General features: G+C 61.3%; 16 protein-coding genes and 1 tRNA gene. 9 read left to right on the top strand and 8 right to left on the bottom strand.

From position 1 onward, the window contains the following. The first annotated feature begins 84 nt into the window (after nt 1-84). Nucleotides 85-3,549, top strand: coding sequence for a carbamoyl-phosphate synthase large subunit (carB, locus tag JQ566_RS19240; RefSeq protein WP_212374485.1), 3,465 nt, complete (start codon nt 85-87; stop codon nt 3,547-3,549). Between the two features lie 213 nt (nt 3,550-3,762). Then, complete coding sequence (gene greA, locus JQ566_RS19235; RefSeq protein ID WP_035710309.1) at nt 3,763-4,236, top strand: transcription elongation factor GreA; 474 nt, start codon at nt 3,763-3,765, stop codon at nt 4,234-4,236. 385 nt (nt 4,237-4,621) lie between these two features. On the opposite strand, the gene JQ566_RS19230 is transcribed toward greA, so the two are convergent. Continuing rightward, nucleotides 4,622-5,101: an Lrp/AsnC family transcriptional regulator gene (locus JQ566_RS19230; RefSeq protein WP_027534298.1), complete on the bottom strand. Its 480-nt coding sequence runs from the start codon at nt 5,099-5,101 to the stop codon at nt 4,622-4,624. Between the two features lie 267 nt (nt 5,102-5,368). Between JQ566_RS19230 and trxB the strand changes: the two genes are divergently transcribed. From trxB to JQ566_RS19205, 5 genes are all read left to right on the top strand, one after another. Continuing rightward, nucleotides 5,369-6,334 carry a thioredoxin-disulfide reductase gene (gene trxB, locus JQ566_RS19225; RefSeq protein WP_212374483.1) on the top strand — a complete coding sequence of 322 codons (966 nt, stop codon included), beginning with the start codon at nt 5,369-5,371 and terminating at the stop codon, nt 6,332-6,334. A 4-nt stretch (nt 6,335-6,338) separates the two neighbouring features. Continuing rightward, nucleotides 6,339-7,262: a LysR family transcriptional regulator gene (locus JQ566_RS19220; RefSeq protein WP_027575284.1), complete on the top strand. Its 924-nt coding sequence runs from the start codon at nt 6,339-6,341 to the stop codon at nt 7,260-7,262. A gap of 444 nt (nt 7,263-7,706) precedes the next feature. Further along, entirely contained in the window at nt 7,707-8,615 is a 909-nt protein-coding gene (dapA, locus tag JQ566_RS19215) for a 4-hydroxy-tetrahydrodipicolinate synthase (protein ID WP_212374481.1), read from the top strand. 269 nt (nt 8,616-8,884) lie between these two features. Next, nucleotides 8,885-9,040, top strand: a complete 156-nt coding sequence (locus JQ566_RS19210) for a hypothetical protein (RefSeq protein ID WP_212374616.1) — start codon at nt 8,885-8,887, stop codon at nt 9,038-9,040. Between the two features lie 130 nt (nt 9,041-9,170). Then, nucleotides 9,171-9,317 carry a hypothetical protein gene (locus tag JQ566_RS19205; RefSeq protein WP_212374479.1) on the top strand — a complete coding sequence of 49 codons (147 nt, stop codon included), beginning with the start codon at nt 9,171-9,173 and terminating at the stop codon, nt 9,315-9,317. Nucleotides 9,318-9,399: 82 nt separating this feature from the next. Here JQ566_RS19205 and JQ566_RS19200 read toward each other — a convergent pair whose 3' ends face one another. The 3 genes from JQ566_RS19200 to JQ566_RS34880 all read right to left on the bottom strand — a co-directional run bounded on the left by JQ566_RS19200 (nt 9,400) and on the right by JQ566_RS34880 (nt 11,637). After that, nucleotides 9,400-10,077 (bottom strand): ParA family protein, encoded by a 678-nt coding sequence (locus tag JQ566_RS19200; protein ID WP_100233799.1) that lies wholly within the window; start codon nt 10,075-10,077, stop codon nt 9,400-9,402. 433 nt (nt 10,078-10,510) lie between these two features. Next, complete coding sequence (locus tag JQ566_RS19195; RefSeq protein WP_212374477.1) at nt 10,511-10,861, bottom strand: hypothetical protein; 351 nt, start codon at nt 10,859-10,861, stop codon at nt 10,511-10,513. Nucleotides 10,862-11,502: 641 nt separating this feature from the next. Continuing rightward, the gene (locus JQ566_RS34880; RefSeq protein WP_283814359.1) at nt 11,503-11,637 is read right to left on the bottom strand and encodes a hypothetical protein; all 135 of its coding nucleotides are present in this window, start codon (nt 11,635-11,637) and stop codon (nt 11,503-11,505) included. A 370-nt stretch (nt 11,638-12,007) separates the two neighbouring features. Here JQ566_RS34880 and JQ566_RS19190 point away from each other — a divergent pair, with 370 nt between their 5' ends. Next, the gene (locus JQ566_RS19190; RefSeq protein WP_212374476.1) at nt 12,008-13,504 is read left to right on the top strand and encodes a hypothetical protein; all 1,497 of its coding nucleotides are present in this window, start codon (nt 12,008-12,010) and stop codon (nt 13,502-13,504) included. Then, nucleotides 13,501-13,884 (top strand): hypothetical protein, encoded by a 384-nt coding sequence (locus tag JQ566_RS19185; protein WP_212374474.1) that lies wholly within the window; start codon nt 13,501-13,503, stop codon nt 13,882-13,884. The genes JQ566_RS19190 and JQ566_RS19185 overlap by 4 nt, the downstream gene beginning before the upstream one ends. 139 nt (nt 13,885-14,023) lie before the next feature. Here the strand turns inward: JQ566_RS19185 and JQ566_RS19180 are convergent, their stop codons facing one another. The 4 genes from JQ566_RS19180 to JQ566_RS19165 form a co-directional block, all read right to left on the bottom strand. Next, nucleotides 14,024-15,133 (bottom strand): hypothetical protein, encoded by a 1,110-nt coding sequence (locus tag JQ566_RS19180; RefSeq protein ID WP_212374472.1) that lies wholly within the window; start codon nt 15,131-15,133, stop codon nt 14,024-14,026. 158 nt (nt 15,134-15,291) lie between these two features. Then, nucleotides 15,292-15,368: transfer RNA gene (locus tag JQ566_RS19175), tRNA-His, on the bottom strand. 69 nt (nt 15,369-15,437) lie between these two features. Then, complete coding sequence (locus JQ566_RS19170; protein WP_212374470.1) at nt 15,438-15,623, bottom strand: hypothetical protein; 186 nt, start codon at nt 15,621-15,623, stop codon at nt 15,438-15,440. A 198-nt stretch (nt 15,624-15,821) separates the two neighbouring features. Continuing rightward, the gene (locus JQ566_RS19165; protein WP_212374468.1) at nt 15,822-16,256 is read right to left on the bottom strand and encodes a phasin; all 435 of its coding nucleotides are present in this window, start codon (nt 16,254-16,256) and stop codon (nt 15,822-15,824) included. Nucleotides 16,257-16,689: the final 433 nt, after the last annotated feature.

The following is a 16,689-nucleotide window of genomic DNA, read 5'->3' as shown; positions in this document are numbered from 1 at the left end:
GGGAGACCACCGCGCTCTCGGCCACAGGGACGCGCAGCAAGCGCGCCCTTTTTTTGTGCCAAATTTCCACTTCGGCGAGAGTTGATGCCCAAACGTACAGACATCACCACCATCCTGATCATCGGCGCCGGCCCCATCGTGATCGGCCAGGCCTGCGAGTTCGACTATTCGGGCACCCAGGCGGTGAAGACGCTGAAGGAAGAGGGCTATCGCATCGTCCTCGTCAATTCCAACCCGGCCACCATCATGACCGATCCGGAACTGGCCGATGCGACCTATATCGAGCCGATCACGCCCGAGATCGTCGCCAAGATCATCGAGAAGGAACGTTACGTCATTCCCGGCGGCTTCGCGCTGCTGCCGACCATGGGCGGCCAGACCGCGCTGAACTGCGCGCTGTCGCTGCGCCGGCAAGGCACGCTGGAGAAGTTCGACGTCGAGATGATCGGCGCCACCGCTGACGCCATCGACAAGGCCGAAGACCGCCAGCTGTTCCGCAACGCCATGGAGAAGATCGGGCTGCAGACGCCGAAGTCGCGGCTCGCCAATGCGTCCGAGCTGAAGAAGTCGTTCCGCGATAAACACCAGGCCGAACGCGAGAAGCTGTCGGGCGCGGCGCTCGAAGAACTCGACCGGCAATGGACTCTCGGCGAAGGCGACCGCCGCAAGCGCTATCAGGAATATGCGCTTGGACAGGCGATGATGGCGCTGTCCGAGATCGGCCTGCCCGCGATCATCCGCCCCTCCTTCACCATGGGCGGCACCGGCGGCGGCATCGCCTACAACAAGGAAGAGTTCCTCGACATCATCGAGCGCGGCTTGGACGCGTCTCCGACCAACGAAGTGCTGATCGAGGAATCCGTGCTCGGCTGGAAAGAGTACGAGATGGAGGTGGTGCGCGACAAGAAGGACAATTGCATCATCATCTGCTCGATCGAGAACCTCGATCCGATGGGCGTGCACACCGGCGATTCCATCACGGTGGCGCCGGCGCTGACGCTGACCGACAAGGAATACCAGATCATGCGCGACGCCTCGCTGGCGGTGCTGCGCGAGATCGGGGTCGAGACCGGCGGCTCCAACGTGCAATTCGGCGTCAATCCCGAAGACGGCCGCATGGTCGTCATCGAGATGAATCCGCGCGTGTCGCGCTCCTCCGCGCTGGCCTCGAAAGCCACCGGCTTTCCGATCGCGAAGGTCGCCGCCAAGCTCGCGGTCGGCTACACGCTCGACGAGATCGCCAACGACATCACCGGCGGCGCCACGCCGGCCTCGTTCGAGCCGACCATCGACTACGTCGTCACCAAGGTGCCGCGCTTTGCCTTCGAGAAATTCCCGGGCGCCTCGGCCACGCTGACCACGTCGATGAAATCGGTCGGCGAAGTCATGGCGATCGGCCGCACCTTCCAGGAAAGCCTTCAGAAGGCGCTGCGCGGGCTCGAGACCGGATTGACCGGCCTCGACGAGATCGAGATCGAGGGTCTCGGCCGCGCCGACGACAAGAATGCGATCCGCGCCGCGCTCGGTACGCCGACGCCGAACCGCATCCTTCAGGTCGCCCAGGCCATGCGGCTCGGCTGGTCGAACGAAGACATCTTCAACTCCTGCAAGATCGATCCGTGGTTCCTCGGCGAGATGCGCGGCATCGTCGACATGGAGGAGAAGGTCAGGAAAAACGGCCTGCCCGGCAACGCCTTCGGCATGCGCACACTGAAGGCCATGGGCTTCTCCGACGCGCGGCTCGCCGTGCTGGCCGAGACGACGGAGGCCGAGGTCAAGGCGAAGCGCCACGCGCTCGGCGTTCGCCCGGTCTACAAGCGCATCGATACCTGCGCGGCGGAGTTCGCCTCGCCGACCGCCTACATGTACTCGACCTATGAGGCGCCGTTTGCAGGCGCAACGGCGGACGAGAGCATGCCATCCGACAAGAAGAAGGTCATCATTCTCGGCGGCGGCCCCAACCGCATCGGTCAGGGCATCGAGTTCGACTATTGCTGCTGTCATGCCTGCTTCGCGCTGCACGATGCCGGCTATGAATCCATCATGGTCAACTGCAATCCTGAGACGGTGTCGACCGACTACGACACCGCCGACCGGCTCTATTTCGAGCCGCTCACCGCCGAGGACGTGCTGGAGATCATCGCGACGGAGCGCAGCAAGGGCACGCTGCACGGCGTGATCGTGCAGTTCGGCGGCCAGACGCCGCTGAAGCTGGCGCGTGCGCTGGAAGCCGCCGAAGTGCCGATCCTCGGCACCTCGCCCGACGCCATCGACCTCGCCGAGGACCGCGACCGCTTCAAGCGCGTGCTCGACAAGCTTCGTCTCAAGCAGCCGAAGAACGGCATCGCCTACTCGGTCGAGCAGGCAAGGCTCGTCGCCGCCGATCTCGGCCTGCCGCTGGTGGTCCGCCCGTCCTACGTGCTCGGCGGCCGCGCCATGCAGATCATCCGCGAGGAGAACCAGCTCAACGACTATCTGCTCGGCACGCTGCCGGAGCTGGTGCCGGCCGACGTCAAGGCGCGCTATCCGAACGACAAGACCGGGCAGATCAACACCGTGCTCGGCAAGAACCCGCTGCTGTTCGACCGCTATCTGTCTGACGCGACCGAGATCGACGTCGACTGCCTCTGCGACGGCAAGGACACCTTCATCGTCGGCATCATGGAGCACATCGAGGAAGCCGGCATCCACTCGGGCGACAGCGCCTGCTCGCTGCCGCCGCACTCGCTCGAGCCTGAGATGATCGAGGAGCTGGAGCGCCAGACCCGCGAGCTCGCGCTCGGCCTCGACGTCGTCGGCCTGATGAACGTGCAATACGCCATCAAGGACGATGAGATCTACGTGCTCGAAGTCAATCCGCGCGCCTCGCGCACGGTGCCGTTCGTCGCCAAGGTGGTCGGCACGCCGGTCGCGAAGATCGCCGCGCGCATCATGGCGGGCGAGAAGCTCGCCGACTTCAAGCTGAAGAAGTCGGCGCTCAAGCACGTCGGCGTCAAGGAATCGGTGTTTCCGTTCGCGCGCTTCCCCGGCGTCGACACGGTGCTTGGCCCCGAGATGCGCTCGACCGGCGAGGTCATGGGCATCGACCGCAACTTCGAGGTCGCCTTCGCCAAGAGCCAGCTCGGCGGCGGCACGCGGGTACCACGCAAGGGCACGGTGTTCGTCTCGGTGCGCGAAAGCGACAAGACGCGCATCGCCGACGCCGTTCGCGAACTGCATTCGCTCGGCTTCAAGGTGCTGGCGACGTCGGGCACCCAACGCTTCCTGACCGACCGGGGCATCCCGACCGAGAAGGTGAACAAGGTGCTGGAGGGCCGGCCGCACATCGTCGATGCCATCACCAATGGCGACGTCCAGCTCGTCTTCAACACCACCGAAGGCCCGCAGGCGCTGGCGGACAGCCGTTCGCTACGGCGCGCGGCCCTCTTGCATAAAGTGCCATATTACACCACTCTTTCCGGGGCCGTGGCGGCCGCGCAGGGCATCCGCGCCTATTTGGGCGGGGATCTTGAGGTTCGTACCCTGCAGAGCTACTTTTCGGAAACCTGATCGCTAGCGGCGGCGAAGCTTCCGCTAAGTGATTGGCAATGAAGCCACAATGGCCGCAGGAACTGTCCGGCCGGGTGGTGGTTCTGTTCCGGCGCCAAGCCCATATCTGTCAACGTTCCGGCTGTCCTTGCGTTGGACTCTGGAAACACTGACGAATCAAGGTTGCGGCGTCCATCCGCGTTTGGGGCGCACGATCGAAGGACGAGAGAGACGATGGAAAAGGTTCCGATGACCCAGGCCGGCTTTGTCGCGCTCGGGGAAGAATTGAAGCAGCGCCAGTCCGTGGACCGTCCGCGGATCATCGAGCATATCGCGGAGGCGCGCTCGCACGGAGACCTGTCGGAAAACGCGGAATATCACGCCGCGAAGGAAGAGCAGTCCCACAATGAGGGCCGCATCGCCGAGCTCGAGGACAAGCTCGCGCGCGCCGACATCATCGACATCTCGAAACTGTCCGGCGACACCATCAAGTTCGGCGCCACCGTGACGCTGGTCGACGAGGACACCGAAAAGAAGACGGTGTGGCAGATCGTCGGCGAGGTCGAGGCCGACGCCAAGAAGGGCCGCATCTCCATCACCTCGCCGCTCGCGCGCGCGCTGATCGGCAAGAAGAAAGGCTCGACCGTCGAGGTCAATGCACCCGGCGGCGCCAAGGCGTATGAGATCACCAAGGTGGAGTGGCGGTAAGCGTTTGCCGCTGCGCTGAGACGATATTTTCGAAAAGGCCGCGCAGTGCGCGGCCTTTTTGTTTTGGCGTTTTGCCTGCACATGGCGAAGCACACTCTCACCGCCCGTCATTGCGAGCGCAGCGACGCAATCCAGAATCTTTCCGCGGAGACAGTCTGGATTGTTTCGCTGCGCTCGCAATGACGGAGCGTCGAGCAACAGCATACACCGCTCTCGTGTCCCGGACGCGCTGCAACGCCCTTAGCGTTGCTGCGCAGAGCCGGGACCCATAAAGCAACACGGGAAGGCGCGGTGAGATGGGCCCCGGCTCTGCAGCGCACCGCACCGGACGATGCTTCGCATCGCCGGGAGCGCTGCGCTGCGTCCGGGACACAAGAGCAGCACCCTACCGCCGCCCCTTCACGTCCAGCGGCACCGCCGCCTCGTACTTCGAATTGTGCAGCACCAATGACGTTCGCACGTTGCGGACATGGGGCGCGGCGGTGAGGTGCGTGACGAAATCCTGGAAGGTCGCCATGTCGGGCGCGACGCATTTCAGGATGAAATCGACCTCGCCCGACAGCATCCAGCATTCCCGCACCAGGGGCTCGGCGCGGACGAATTCCTCGAACGCGCGCAAATCCGCCTCGGCCTGGCTGGACAGGTGCACGGCGGCGAACACGGTGACGTCGAAACCGAGCTTGCGCGCGTCCAAGAGGCCCCGATAGCCGTGGATATAGCCCTCCTCCTCCAGCGCGCGGACGCGGCGCAGGCAGGGGGGCGGCGAGATGCCGACGCGCTTGGCCAGCTCGACATTCGTGATTCGACCGTCGGCCTGAATCTCGGCGAGAATTTTGAGGTCGATCTCGTCTAGGTTCCGCGACACGTGATTGGAACTCCTGCCCTTTACGGCGGTATGGGGTGATTTTGTCGAAATCCTCATAGCCCAGTCCACATGTCCGGCGCAATTTTATTGCGCGCGCGGCGCAACCGACTTTTGTTCCCTGTTGGAAAAATCCGCCGAGAGGGAATGCAATTCTTGCATGGCTCACCAGAACGCTTAGATTAGCTCTGACATTTCAGCGCCTCCGCGAGGCCTCCCGGCACGTTCCGCGCCCGCGCTGCAAATCCCCCGTGAAAGGCGTCCATCGAAATGTCCGCTCCTGTTCATGCAAAGGTCGTCATTATTGGCTCTGGCCCCGCCGGCTACACCGCGGCGATCTACGCCGCGCGCGCGATGCTTGAGCCGATCCTGATCCAGGGCATCCAGCCCGGCGGCCAGCTCACCATCACCACCGACGTCGAGAACTATCCGGGCTTCGCCGACGTGATCCAGGGCCCCTGGCTGATGGAGCAGATGGAGAAGCAGGCGGTCCATGTCGGCACCAAGATCGTCACCGACCTGGTCACCAAGCTGGAGGCTGGGCAGCGGCCGTTCCGTCTCACCTGCGACAGCGGCGACGTCTATCTCGCCGACAGCGTGATCCTCGCCACGGGGGCGCAAGCGCGCTGGCTCGGGCTGCCGTCCGAGGCGAAGTTCCAGGGCGGCGGCGTGTCGGCCTGCGCCACCTGCGACGGCTTCTTCTACCGCGGCAAGGAAGTCATCGTGGTCGGCGGCGGCAACAGCGCGGTCGAGGAAGCCCTGTACCTCACCAACCATGCCTCGCAGGTCACCATCGTGCATCGTCGCGATCACTTCCGCGCCGAGCGCATCCTGCAGGAGCGCCTGTTCAAGCACCCCAAGATCAAGGTGATCTGGGACTCCGCCGTCGACGAGATCTGCGGCACCGAGACCCCCAACAAGGTCACCCATGTCCGGCTCAAGAACGTCAGGACCGGCGCGCTCAAGGACGTGAAGGCCGACGGCGTCTTCATCGCCATCGGCCATGCGCCGGCGACCGAACTCGTCAAGGGCCAGGTCAAGCTGAAACCGTCGGGCTATGTCGAGGTCGCCCCGAACTCGACCGCCACCTCGGTGCCCGGCCTTTTCGCCGCCGGCGACGTCGCCGACGAGACCTATCGCCAGGCCGTGACGGCCGCCGGCCTCGGCTGCATGGCCGCACTCGAAGCCGAACGTTTCTTGGCCCTTCGCGCCAGCGAGCGCGCGGCAGCGGAATAGAATCATGCCTCGAACACGCGACGGATTTACGGATATGGACTGGGACAAGCTGAAGGTGTTTCACGCGGCGGCGGAAGCGGGCAGCTTCACGCATGCGGGCGAGCAGCTCGGCCTGTCGCAATCGGCGGTGTCGCGCCAGGTCTCGGCGCTGGAGCAGGAGCTCTCGGTCTCGCTGTTCCACCGCCACGCCCGCGGCCTGATCCTCACCGAGCAGGGCGACCTCTTGTTCCGCACCGCGCATGACGTGTTCATGCAGCTGCAGGCGGCGCGCGCCAAACTGACCGACAGCCGCGAGCGGCCGAGCGGCGATCTCAAGATCACCACCACGCCCGGCGTCGGCATCAACTGGCTGATCCCGCGGCTTGGCGAGTTCACTGCGCTCTATCCGGAGATCCGCATCTCGCTGATCGTCACCGACGAGGAGCTCGATCTGTCGATGCGCGAGGCGGACGTCGCGATCCGCACCCGCAAGCCGACACAGCCGGACCTCATCCAGCGCAAGCTGTTCGCGATGGGCTTTCACGCCTATTGCTCGCCGGAATACATCAAGCGCTTCGGCACGCCGCGCACGCTGGAGGAGCTCGACTCCCACCGCATCATCACGCTCGCCGACGGCAACTTCGCGCCGCATCTGCAGAACCGTAACTGGCTGGTCGAGGCCGGCCGCAACGGCTCGGGTCCGCGCGAGGCTTATTTCAAGGTCAACAACATCCTCGGTCTCGTGCGCGCCTGTCAGCAGGGCCTCGGCATCGCCGCTCTGCCCGACTACCTCGTCGAGGAGCAGAGCAAGCTTGTGCAGCTGTTCGGCGAGTCGGACTCGATCCAGCTCGACACCTACTTCGTCTATCCCGAGGAGTTGAAGACGGTCGCGCGCGTGCAGGTGTTCCGCGACTTCGTGGTGAGCAAGGCGCAGCGCTGGCCGTCCTGATTTCCGCATGACTGACATGCGGCCTCGGCTGTTGCTGCATGGCACTCGGCAAGCCCATAATGTTTGCACGCTGAGCCTTCGCGTTGCGCATTTGTCCCCCTCCTCCAGTGGCGCGGGAGTTCAGTAATCCCTCTTGGAAGGTGATTGTGTCGGCCTCACGTGGCCAATACCTAAGCCGGGCCCTCGGGTCCGGCTTTTTTTCGTCAAGAAGCGGCTTCGCCTTCCGCGTGTATTGACAGTTCCAGGCATACCCCGCATCATTTCCACATGATCACGAAGTCGTGCGCAGTCATCTCGAAAAAAGGCCCCCATCCCGGGGCCTCGGATTTTTGCGCGCACTAGCTGACTTCGTCATCGCGAACAAATCCCGAAAACCCCGCCGCCTGGACGGGGTTTTTTCATGCGCCCTCCGTCTCAGGCTTTGTCCCGAGAAGGAGATGGAACATGACCGGACTACGAGATCACTTGCACGGGCTGTGGCTGCCGCTGGTGACGCCGTTTCAGGACGGCGCGCTGGACGAGAGGTCGCTGCGGCGGCTGACGCGGCACTACAGCGCGCACGGCATCGACGGCTTCATCCTGGGAGCGACATCCGGTGAAGGCATGACGCTGCGCGAGGCCGAGCTCGAACGTCTCGTCGCCGTGGTGCGCGACGAGATGGCGGCCAGCGGCCGCACCATGCCGATCTGCCTCGGGCTCTCGGGCGCGGACACCTCGCGGCTGCAGGAGCGCCTCGACGAGACCGCGGACTGGCCGATCGACGGTTACCTGATCGCCAGTCCCTATTACGTGCGGCCGTCGCAGCGCGGGCTTCTGGCGCATTTCGAGGCGCTCGCCGACCACGCCGCCTGGCCGCTCGCGCTCTACAACATTCCCTATCGCTGCGCGGTCAACATTACCAACCAGACCATGCTGCGGCTCGCCGAGCACAAGAACATCGTCGGCCTGAAGGATTGCGGCGCGAGCCGCGAGCAGTCGATCGCGCTGCTGCGCGACCGGCCGAAGGACTTTCGCGTGCTCACCGGCGAGGACGCCAGCTATCTCGAGGCGCTTACCGACGGCGCCGACGGCGGCATCGTGCTGTCGGCCCATGTCGAGACCGCGACGTTTGCAGCCGTGTATGCCGAAGCGAAGCGCGGCAACCACGATGCGGCGCTGGCGCGCTGGCACGAGGTCGCCGAGCTGACGCGGCTGTTGTTCACAGAGCCGAGCCCCGCGCCGGCGAAGTACTGGCTGTGGCGCAGCGGCCTGATCGACAGCCCCGAAGTGCGCCTGCCGATGGTGGAAGTGAGCAGCGAGCTCGCGGCGGCGATCGATCGCGAGCTCGAGCGACGGACGAAGGTCGCGGCGTAGCGCGGGCGGGGTGGGGTGACGGTGTCCCCGCGACGAACAGTGCCCGCGTGGAGAGATCACCCCACCCCGTCACGCCATCTCGCTTCGCTCGTTCGCGTGCCGACCCTCCCCCTCCAGGTCCCCGGTCTGAACACCCCTCCAGGGGAGAGTAAGACGTGCGCCATGGTTAACCGCTTCCCAACGGCCTTCGCTGTTGCCGCATGGCGCATCCACGGCTCGTTTACGCAATCGGGCCTATCGTTTCCGCAACGGACCTTCCACGGAGGGGAATGACCATGGGGCATCGCATCCGGCCGACGGCCGCGCGGCAATTCGCGCCGGCCGATCTCTTGCAGGGCATTCTGGTGGTGTCGTCGTTCGGGTTCTGGGCGGTGATGCTCGGCCTGATGCCGGTGCTGCTGTTTCGCGTCTGGCTGGTCGGCTGACGCAAGGCGAGCGCGGGATGGTTAACCCGTGGGTCACGGCTGTGCTCAAATGCGCAGGTAGCGGTGACCCGGATCTTAAAACATCCCGGCTAGCGTTGACGCCATAAGCGAAGAAATCGCGGAGGCGTTTGTGAATAGTCATAATGAACTGGCGTCGCATTGCGACGCCGGACAGCAGGGCTTTAGCACCGAGGACATTCTCTGGGCGACCGGCATCTGGTCGGTGATCCTCACCTTGTCGCCGGTCATCGTGTTCTACATGCTGTTGGTGGCGTGAGGTTCATTTCAGTTGAAGGCAGAAACGCAAAACGCGCGGCTCGCCCGCGCGTTTTTCGTATCCAGGAAATGACCAATTAAAATCAAGCCGCCTGCTTGTGCATTGCGCCGGACGCCGACGCCGTGCCGCGAATAGCCTTCACCGAACGCTCGATCGCCGCCCACAGCCTTGCAATTTCCTGAGCCGCGCGGCTCTCGGCCTGATACTCGCGCGCGCCTTCGCCGTGGCTCAGCGCCATCAGCAAATCCGAACGGTTGGTGATCTGGCCGCCCCACACCGGAGCGCGGAATTTCGCCAGCGCTTCGCGGGCGATGGTGACGATCGGACTTTCGGCATCGTCACGGCGCGCCGGCGCACCGTTGAGCACGACCGCGTAGGGCTTGCGCGCGGCGCGGCACATCTGGATGGTTTCCTGCACCGCGTTGACGTCGAACACGCCGGGCCGCGCCGGAATGATCACCATCGTCGCGTTGCGGATCGCATCGTCGACGACGGCCGACAGGTTCGGCGGCGTGTCGATCAACACCCATTCATATCCATCGCGCTTGGCAGCGGAGACGATGCCGCTGACGGAGTTCACGGCAGCCTTGATCGGCGGCTCGTTGGTGCCACGCAGCTTGTGCCACAGCGTGAGCGAGCCCTGCGGATCCGCATCCACGAGCATGACCTGCTTGCTCGCCTTGATCTGCGCGGCGAGATGTGCAGCCAGGGTACTCTTGCCCGAGCCGCCTTTACGCGATGCAAAAACAATAACGTTCATACCTTCGGCCTCCAGATTGACCCCAGGCCGCGAAAATGAATCAGCGCGGTGATTCGGGAAAGAAAAATTTATCGAAGGTTGCGCTGGAGCCACGAAATAACAAGGCGTGTTGGCTTTTGAGTCACACTGCTTCGTGTGACGTCACACACACAAGCTGCCATGAAGCGGCGCGGCAGGGGCAATCGGGCATTCTTTGAGCAATGGAAGCGGGAAAATGCGGATCGCAACCTGCCCGCGCAAAACCTGCCCCGGCTCCTTTTCATCCTGTACAGGCGCAATTGCCGCAAGCATGCGTGCGAACAAAACGAGTCCGGAGGGTTTCGCCGAGCTGATGTCGCGGCACGGAGCGAGGCGGAACGCAGCGGCCTGGCGCGATGGTGCTCACCTTCCCGGCACCACGTAGGGTTTCAAACCGGGAACGCGGCGCCCGCGCTCAGCCTTCGCTGGATTTCTTTCTGGCCACCTTCGGCGCCGGCTTGGTGGCCTTCTTGGCAGCCTTGGGCGCGATGTTGGTCGGCTTGCCGGCGCGTAACTCACCCGGCTCGGGGCCGGGGCGGAAGAACACCCGGCATTGCGGCGAGAGCTGCGCCTTCTTCTTGATCATGCAGGCGGTGATGGCATCGACGTTCGGAACGAACTCGCTGCACAGCCGCATCGCGTCCGGCGTGCAGGCCTGCTGCTCCTCCTGGGTGTAGGCGAAACCGGCCCGCGGCAGCGCCAGGACGGCCAGGGCAAGCGCGAGGCTCGCGACGGCCAATGACTTCTTCAGGCGAAATGCCGGCATCGATCCCCCCACATGACGAGTCAGGGAGATAGTGGGTGAATGGCGGTTCGTTGGCAACCGAGGGGGGTGCGAAAGCCGGCAGCTGTGCGGTCTCGGCAACAGGGGCGGCCAGCCAGCCACCTTCTCCGCTGTCGTCACCCGTATTCCAGAGACGCCGGACGTCCCCCGAGAAGCCGCGGCGTACTGGATCCCCGCTTTCGCGGAGGATGACAGCTGTGGGCGGGGAGACACCGCAGCTGACCCTTTGGCGGAACCTGCGAGATGGCGCTCAGGCGGAGGCTTGGGAGGCCTCCAACACAAAACTGCGAAAACAACCCCATGCACAGTAGCCAAGTCACGACAATCCCTCAGCATTTCACTATTTAGGATTTTTCGAATCAGAATTTGACTCGTCGGGCAAAACAGGAGCATGATGGCATCGTCGAAAGATGCGCGTGGAGTGGCTGGCTTGTCTCCTGCGCTGATCAAGAGCTGAGCGGGAGTGGAGGCGATCGCATGACCAGCGCTTCAGATAGCGCGCCGCGCAGAGATTAGTGCATTGTCAGATCATGGTGGTGGGGTAGCGCCGCGCCGACAGAAACTCAGCTGCTGGGTTTACGGTGCTCGGCATGACCAATCGAAGGCGAGCATTTTGACTCAGCCTAGGCAGCCCAGTCCATGATCGCGTCGATGAAGGTCTGAGCCTGGCGGATCGCATCGAGCCTCGACGCACAGACACCGACCGACACTGTTCGGCCCTTTCCGACAGTCCACTTCCAACCGGAAGGGTAGCTCATTTCAACGATCGAGAAGCTTACGCCGCGATGTTCCACGGAGAACCTCCGCTAACATGTTGCCGTGTCCGAGAAGGCTACTCCAAATGGCGAATTTGTCCAGCCGAACGCAGGCCCACAATTCGCTCGCGCGGCTTGGATATAAGCGTTCAGGAGAGCGCATGGAGACTTTCCGGGAAACTCAAGCGGGAATTGCGGTGACAGTGCTGTCACTGTAATTCTGAGATAATTCGCGCTGAGGAGGCCGCCCCCGAGGCGTTACGTTAGCAGTGCTGGACCAAACGCTGTAATTCCATTTCAGAAAATGCCCTTGAGATGTTCCAATTTCTACATTAAACTAGAGATTGCAATGCGCTTCTGCGAGGGAGTTGTCATGCTTGATCAGCTGCAGAGCATGAATGTCGCTTCGATCAAGCAGGTCGGATGGCGCAACTGCCCAGAACCCCTCCGACTGGCTCTTGCAGCTGTTCATACCAAAGGACCGGCTTTTCGGCGACAAATTCTCGGAAAAGCGATCAATCCAATTGCCGCGCCGCCCTTTGAGGTCGGACTAGACCCTCGTCCTGTCGTTTACCTAGCTTGGCAACTCGAAGAACGTGAGACGCGTTATCGATCTATCTGCGCGGGGCTGGTAACCGCGGCAATCGCTGCGTATTTCGCCGCCGCACCGCCATTTGCGTTTTTCGTTTTATTCATTATTGCCGCAGGCTACTGCGGATTTCACAACTCGCGGATAGATACCTCGCCCGAGCGCTTCTCAAAAGGCAGATTTAACCTAGCTACGGCCGACGAGTTGCTAAGTGAGGGGCACGCAAAGGAATTGGACTTCGGGGTGTCTCCTCCGAACCAACGGGTTATTGTTCACAAGAACTTTAATCCATTCGGATCGCTGGGCATATCAACCGGAAAATGGGCTTTCACCGTCGACGTTGGCAGACCCGCAAATACGGCCAGTGGCCGGGCAGAACTTCTGCCAATATCACTTTCTGAAATTCATTCGACTTTAGTAAGTGAGATCCCCAAGAGTGACTTCGGCGCAATTACCATAACAGATGTTATCGCAGTCAGAGGAGAAGATGCACCGATCCTCCCAATGAGACCGCGCATAATCCCCACTGAGGATATTGTTGACGAAGCGCCGCTGTCTCAGCAACCACGCGTGAATCTGGATGATATTGAGATATCCCGAGTATGTGAACGGCATCCAAATCTCTCTCGCAGATATCTGCTTTTCCACGACGTACGCTGGAACGGAGAGCTAATACTCACCCATGTCGTACGCACAAATTTGCAGGGTCGAACATTCTACATCGAGACTAGCCGGTTCGTTCTTACTCCACCCTCCAAGGAATTTAAGGCGATCGATCGAAAGACCTTCCGCTACGACTATGACCTTTTTAATCTCGAACTAGGAAAATTCCTTGCATCTGCAATCGCCAGCCCATTGATCGCTATTGCCGCAGCATACAACTTGTTCGCAAGTATCACTTTGTGGCGCTCGTCGAACAGCACTATCAGGAGCTATAATAGGAGCTTGAAGGAAGATCCGATCTATAATTATGGCTCCGACGAGAGCATTCGTCGCGAGATGATGGACGCTCAATTCGATCATTTTTCCCAAAAAGCGGATCTCGATTTTGCCGAAAAGGCCTTTGACCAAACTATCGTTGAATTGATCTTTGGATACATGGAAGAACATGGAGTCGATATATCCGACCTCCGTAATAAGGTGATGACCATCAACAATTCCGGCATCATAGTGCAGGGTGGGGACGTGACAGCTCAAGCAATGGCCGTTGGCCAAGGGGCAAGCGCACAATCCGCGCCCATCGTCAAAAACCCCCTCAACACCAAGGCTCAGGCATCATGAGCAAAGAGCATAGCGACGCAAACAAGGGGATCATAGCGGGGAGTGTCCGCTCCGAGGTCATTGCAGTTGGCGACAACGCAACTGCCGTTCAACACCGATCGTCGGTTGACGTTCAGCAGTTCCGATCGTCAGTCAGTGAGTTGCGCGGAGCGCTCGATGGACTTCGGCTACCAGAGAGCACCAGGACCGCCCTATCTGAGCATGTAAGCCAGTTAGAACATGAGGCTGAGAATCCAACTCCTGACCGGAGCCGGGTGGAAGGTGCCCTGAAGGCACTCTCTTCCTCTGTGAAGATGCTCGGCGAGTTCGTCTCTAATGCCAGCATTATTTTGGGGCCTATTGCCAAAATTGCCGGACTTTTCGGGATCACCCTGCTTTAATCGTGCCCATGTTCGTGCTCTCTACTACCGTGACAGTGCACGAAATTGAGATGGGTTAATGTTGTGGAGTTTCGTGCACTCGCCGTATTTTCTCAAAGCACTCACGTCTGAGCAGCAGAGTCGCGCGTAAGCCAAACGATCATCGGGGGGTAAGAGCGCGCTTGAAAACGGCTTCCTCAGGATTAGTCAAAGCTGACAAGATATTCTCGGCGACCTTTTCGATCAACTTCTGCCCCCAGAAGGGGTCGCTAACGTTGTAGTAGATCACCCGAATATGCTTGAGGTCGAACGGCACGTCATCTTCGTTGGATGATACGAGAACAACTGGCTTGTCGAGAGCATGAGCTAGCCCTAGCTCGTAAAAAACATTGGGATTTCGAGTCGTGAGCTCGGCTACTAGGACCTTTGCTGCGTTAATCCCTTCCCAGATCTGATCAATGATTTTTCCCGTACCGAAGATATCCGCATCCGCACGCACGGGACGTAAGCCGGCTTTCCTAATTGCAGTCTCATATATCTGCGAGTAGTACTCTCCAATAGGAGGACCGAACGGCATCAAAACAAAGCAGCTATCGCTGGCGCTCACATTCGCAGTCGTGCTCAATTTCTTTATAGTGGTAGTCGCGCTATCTTCGGACGCACTCTTCGTGTCCAAAATTCGATACTTGTTGTCCTTCTTGTCAACCAGCTGTGCGCTTTGAAGTGATGCGAGGAAGATCTCCTTGAACTCGGGCACCTTCTCAGCAGGTATTGAAAATTTGTCTTCAAGAGCGTGCTCAAAGAATCCATCGTCAGGAAGATATTCACCGCGATAGTGCTTATAAACCTCTGCGATATCAGGAGCGTCCAGCACTGCTGCACGAAATGCTTCAATATCCTCGCCAGCCTTTTGAGGCCGAATGGCTTGCCTTGCGCGATCAGTAACAGCGATCATGCCAGGGCTTGGCCGGTCCAAAAATCCGTACTTAATCGCCGAGCTTATCTCGACACGGTAGGGACCATTGAATCCTACGCCGACATAAGTGGCGCTATCCCTGTCGGAACACGCGTGTCCCGCATTCTGCTCGATAATTGCGCGTGGAATGCGCAAGGCCTTCTCGACCGAATGCCTTGGAAACTTGGCCGCAGCCCCAATAACTTCTGCTTTGCGCTTTGCGGCCCTCTTGGAGGTTTTCGCCCTTTTCTTCTTTTTCGTGGTCGTCTTCTTGGAGACCGCAGCCTCCGACTCATTCACATCCTCATCGCTCATGCACGCTCCCTCTGCCCAGACTGCAATCTACGCGGGCATGAGGCGACAATCCAGTCGAGACCGGAGCAAACCACTAATGGCCTAGTCTAATTACCGCGAACATGCCTCGGGCTCCGAGGGACGAACAGACCGACTTGGCAGTAAATAGCTGAACTTATTGGTACAGTTGGGTGGGCTCGAACCACCGACCTCCTGTTCCACAGACAGGCGCTCTAACCAACTGAGCTACAACTGCATCCTGGCGAGCCGCGCCTCGGGACGCCCTTAAGAGGGCCGGTGCCGAGGAGGCTGGACGGGGCGGAAACTAGGTGCAACGGGCGTTTTTGGCAAGGCCGCAGAGGGACGAAAAACCAGCGGAAATCACATTCGGTGCGATGAAATCGGGCTTGATGGCGACCATAAGGGTGTTGGGCTCCCTTCTTCCGCTTGCGGGCAGGGCCATCGCATATGACGCCGACGCTTCGGCCCGCTGAAGCTTCCACATCGTCATGGCCGGGCTTGTCCCGGCCATCCACGCCTTTGCCCGCGGCACCAAGACGGGCCTTAGCCGCGCCGAAGCGGCTCTCCGGCCGCGCAGGCGGGACAAGCCCGGGCATGACGACCTTCCTGGATTCCCATATGCGGGAGAGGCAAAGAAAAACCCGGGCCTTTCGGCCCGGGTTTCTTTGGCTCAAACCGGCCTCACCGCTCAGGCGGCGGGCTGGTAGAACTTCGAGGCGCTCGCCTTGATCGGCTCGGCGGTCTCATTGGCGACGCGCTGGCTGAGCTCGACCAGCTCCTTGGCCTGGGCCTGGAAGGTCTCGAGCTGCTTGCGGGTGTGGCCGGTCCACAGCTCCAGCGCTTCCGACGGCGACTTGGCGCCGAACAGTTGCTGGGCGAAGTCGAGCTGGGCGCTCGAGTTGGCCTTCATGAACTCGACCAGCTTGGCTGTGTACTCGCTCGCGCCCTTGGAGGCCGAGGTGAACACGGCCTCGACGGTGCCGTTGTGGGTTTCGGCGGCGTCCTTGAACTTGGCGTAGTTTTCGCGGGCCTGCGACACGCCCTTCTCGGCGAACGCACGCACCTGCTCGGGGACCTCGAACGGGATGATCGAGGCAGAAAACGGATCAGTCGCACCTGTCATGGTTGTCCCTCACGCTAATTGTAAAAAATGGAGTGAGCCTTCTGGCGCGCCCGCCGGCCCCGATCGTGGACCCTGGCATTGAGCGGGAACGAAAGACTGGAAACGCGAAACAATCGAGATGGCTCGCCCAGCGCCAGCACTATGGCTGCCTATCATGTCAACATTGTGCATCGCAATGCATCAGGAGGGTGCGCCGCGAAATTTAATCTCGGGGAGGGTGAAGTTCCCCGTCGGGGGAACCGGGGGTTGAGGTAGTGGGGTGCGGCACGGACCCTTTTTCTTACCCTCCCCTGGAGGGGTCCGGGACGAGCGTAGATCGCCCGTGGTCGATCGCGCGCAGCGCGAGCGGGGTGGGGTGATCTCTCCACTCGGGCACCGCCTATGTGGAGGGACTGTCACCCCACCTCGGTTCGCATTTTGCTTCGCTGCATGC

Origin of the sequence: Bradyrhizobium sp. SZCCT0231 (assembly GCF_018130245.1) — a bacterium.
In the GTDB taxonomy this organism is placed as follows: domain Bacteria; phylum Pseudomonadota; class Alphaproteobacteria; order Rhizobiales; family Xanthobacteraceae; genus Bradyrhizobium; species Bradyrhizobium japonicum_F.
This window is presented reverse-complemented; position numbering and strand designations above follow the sequence as displayed.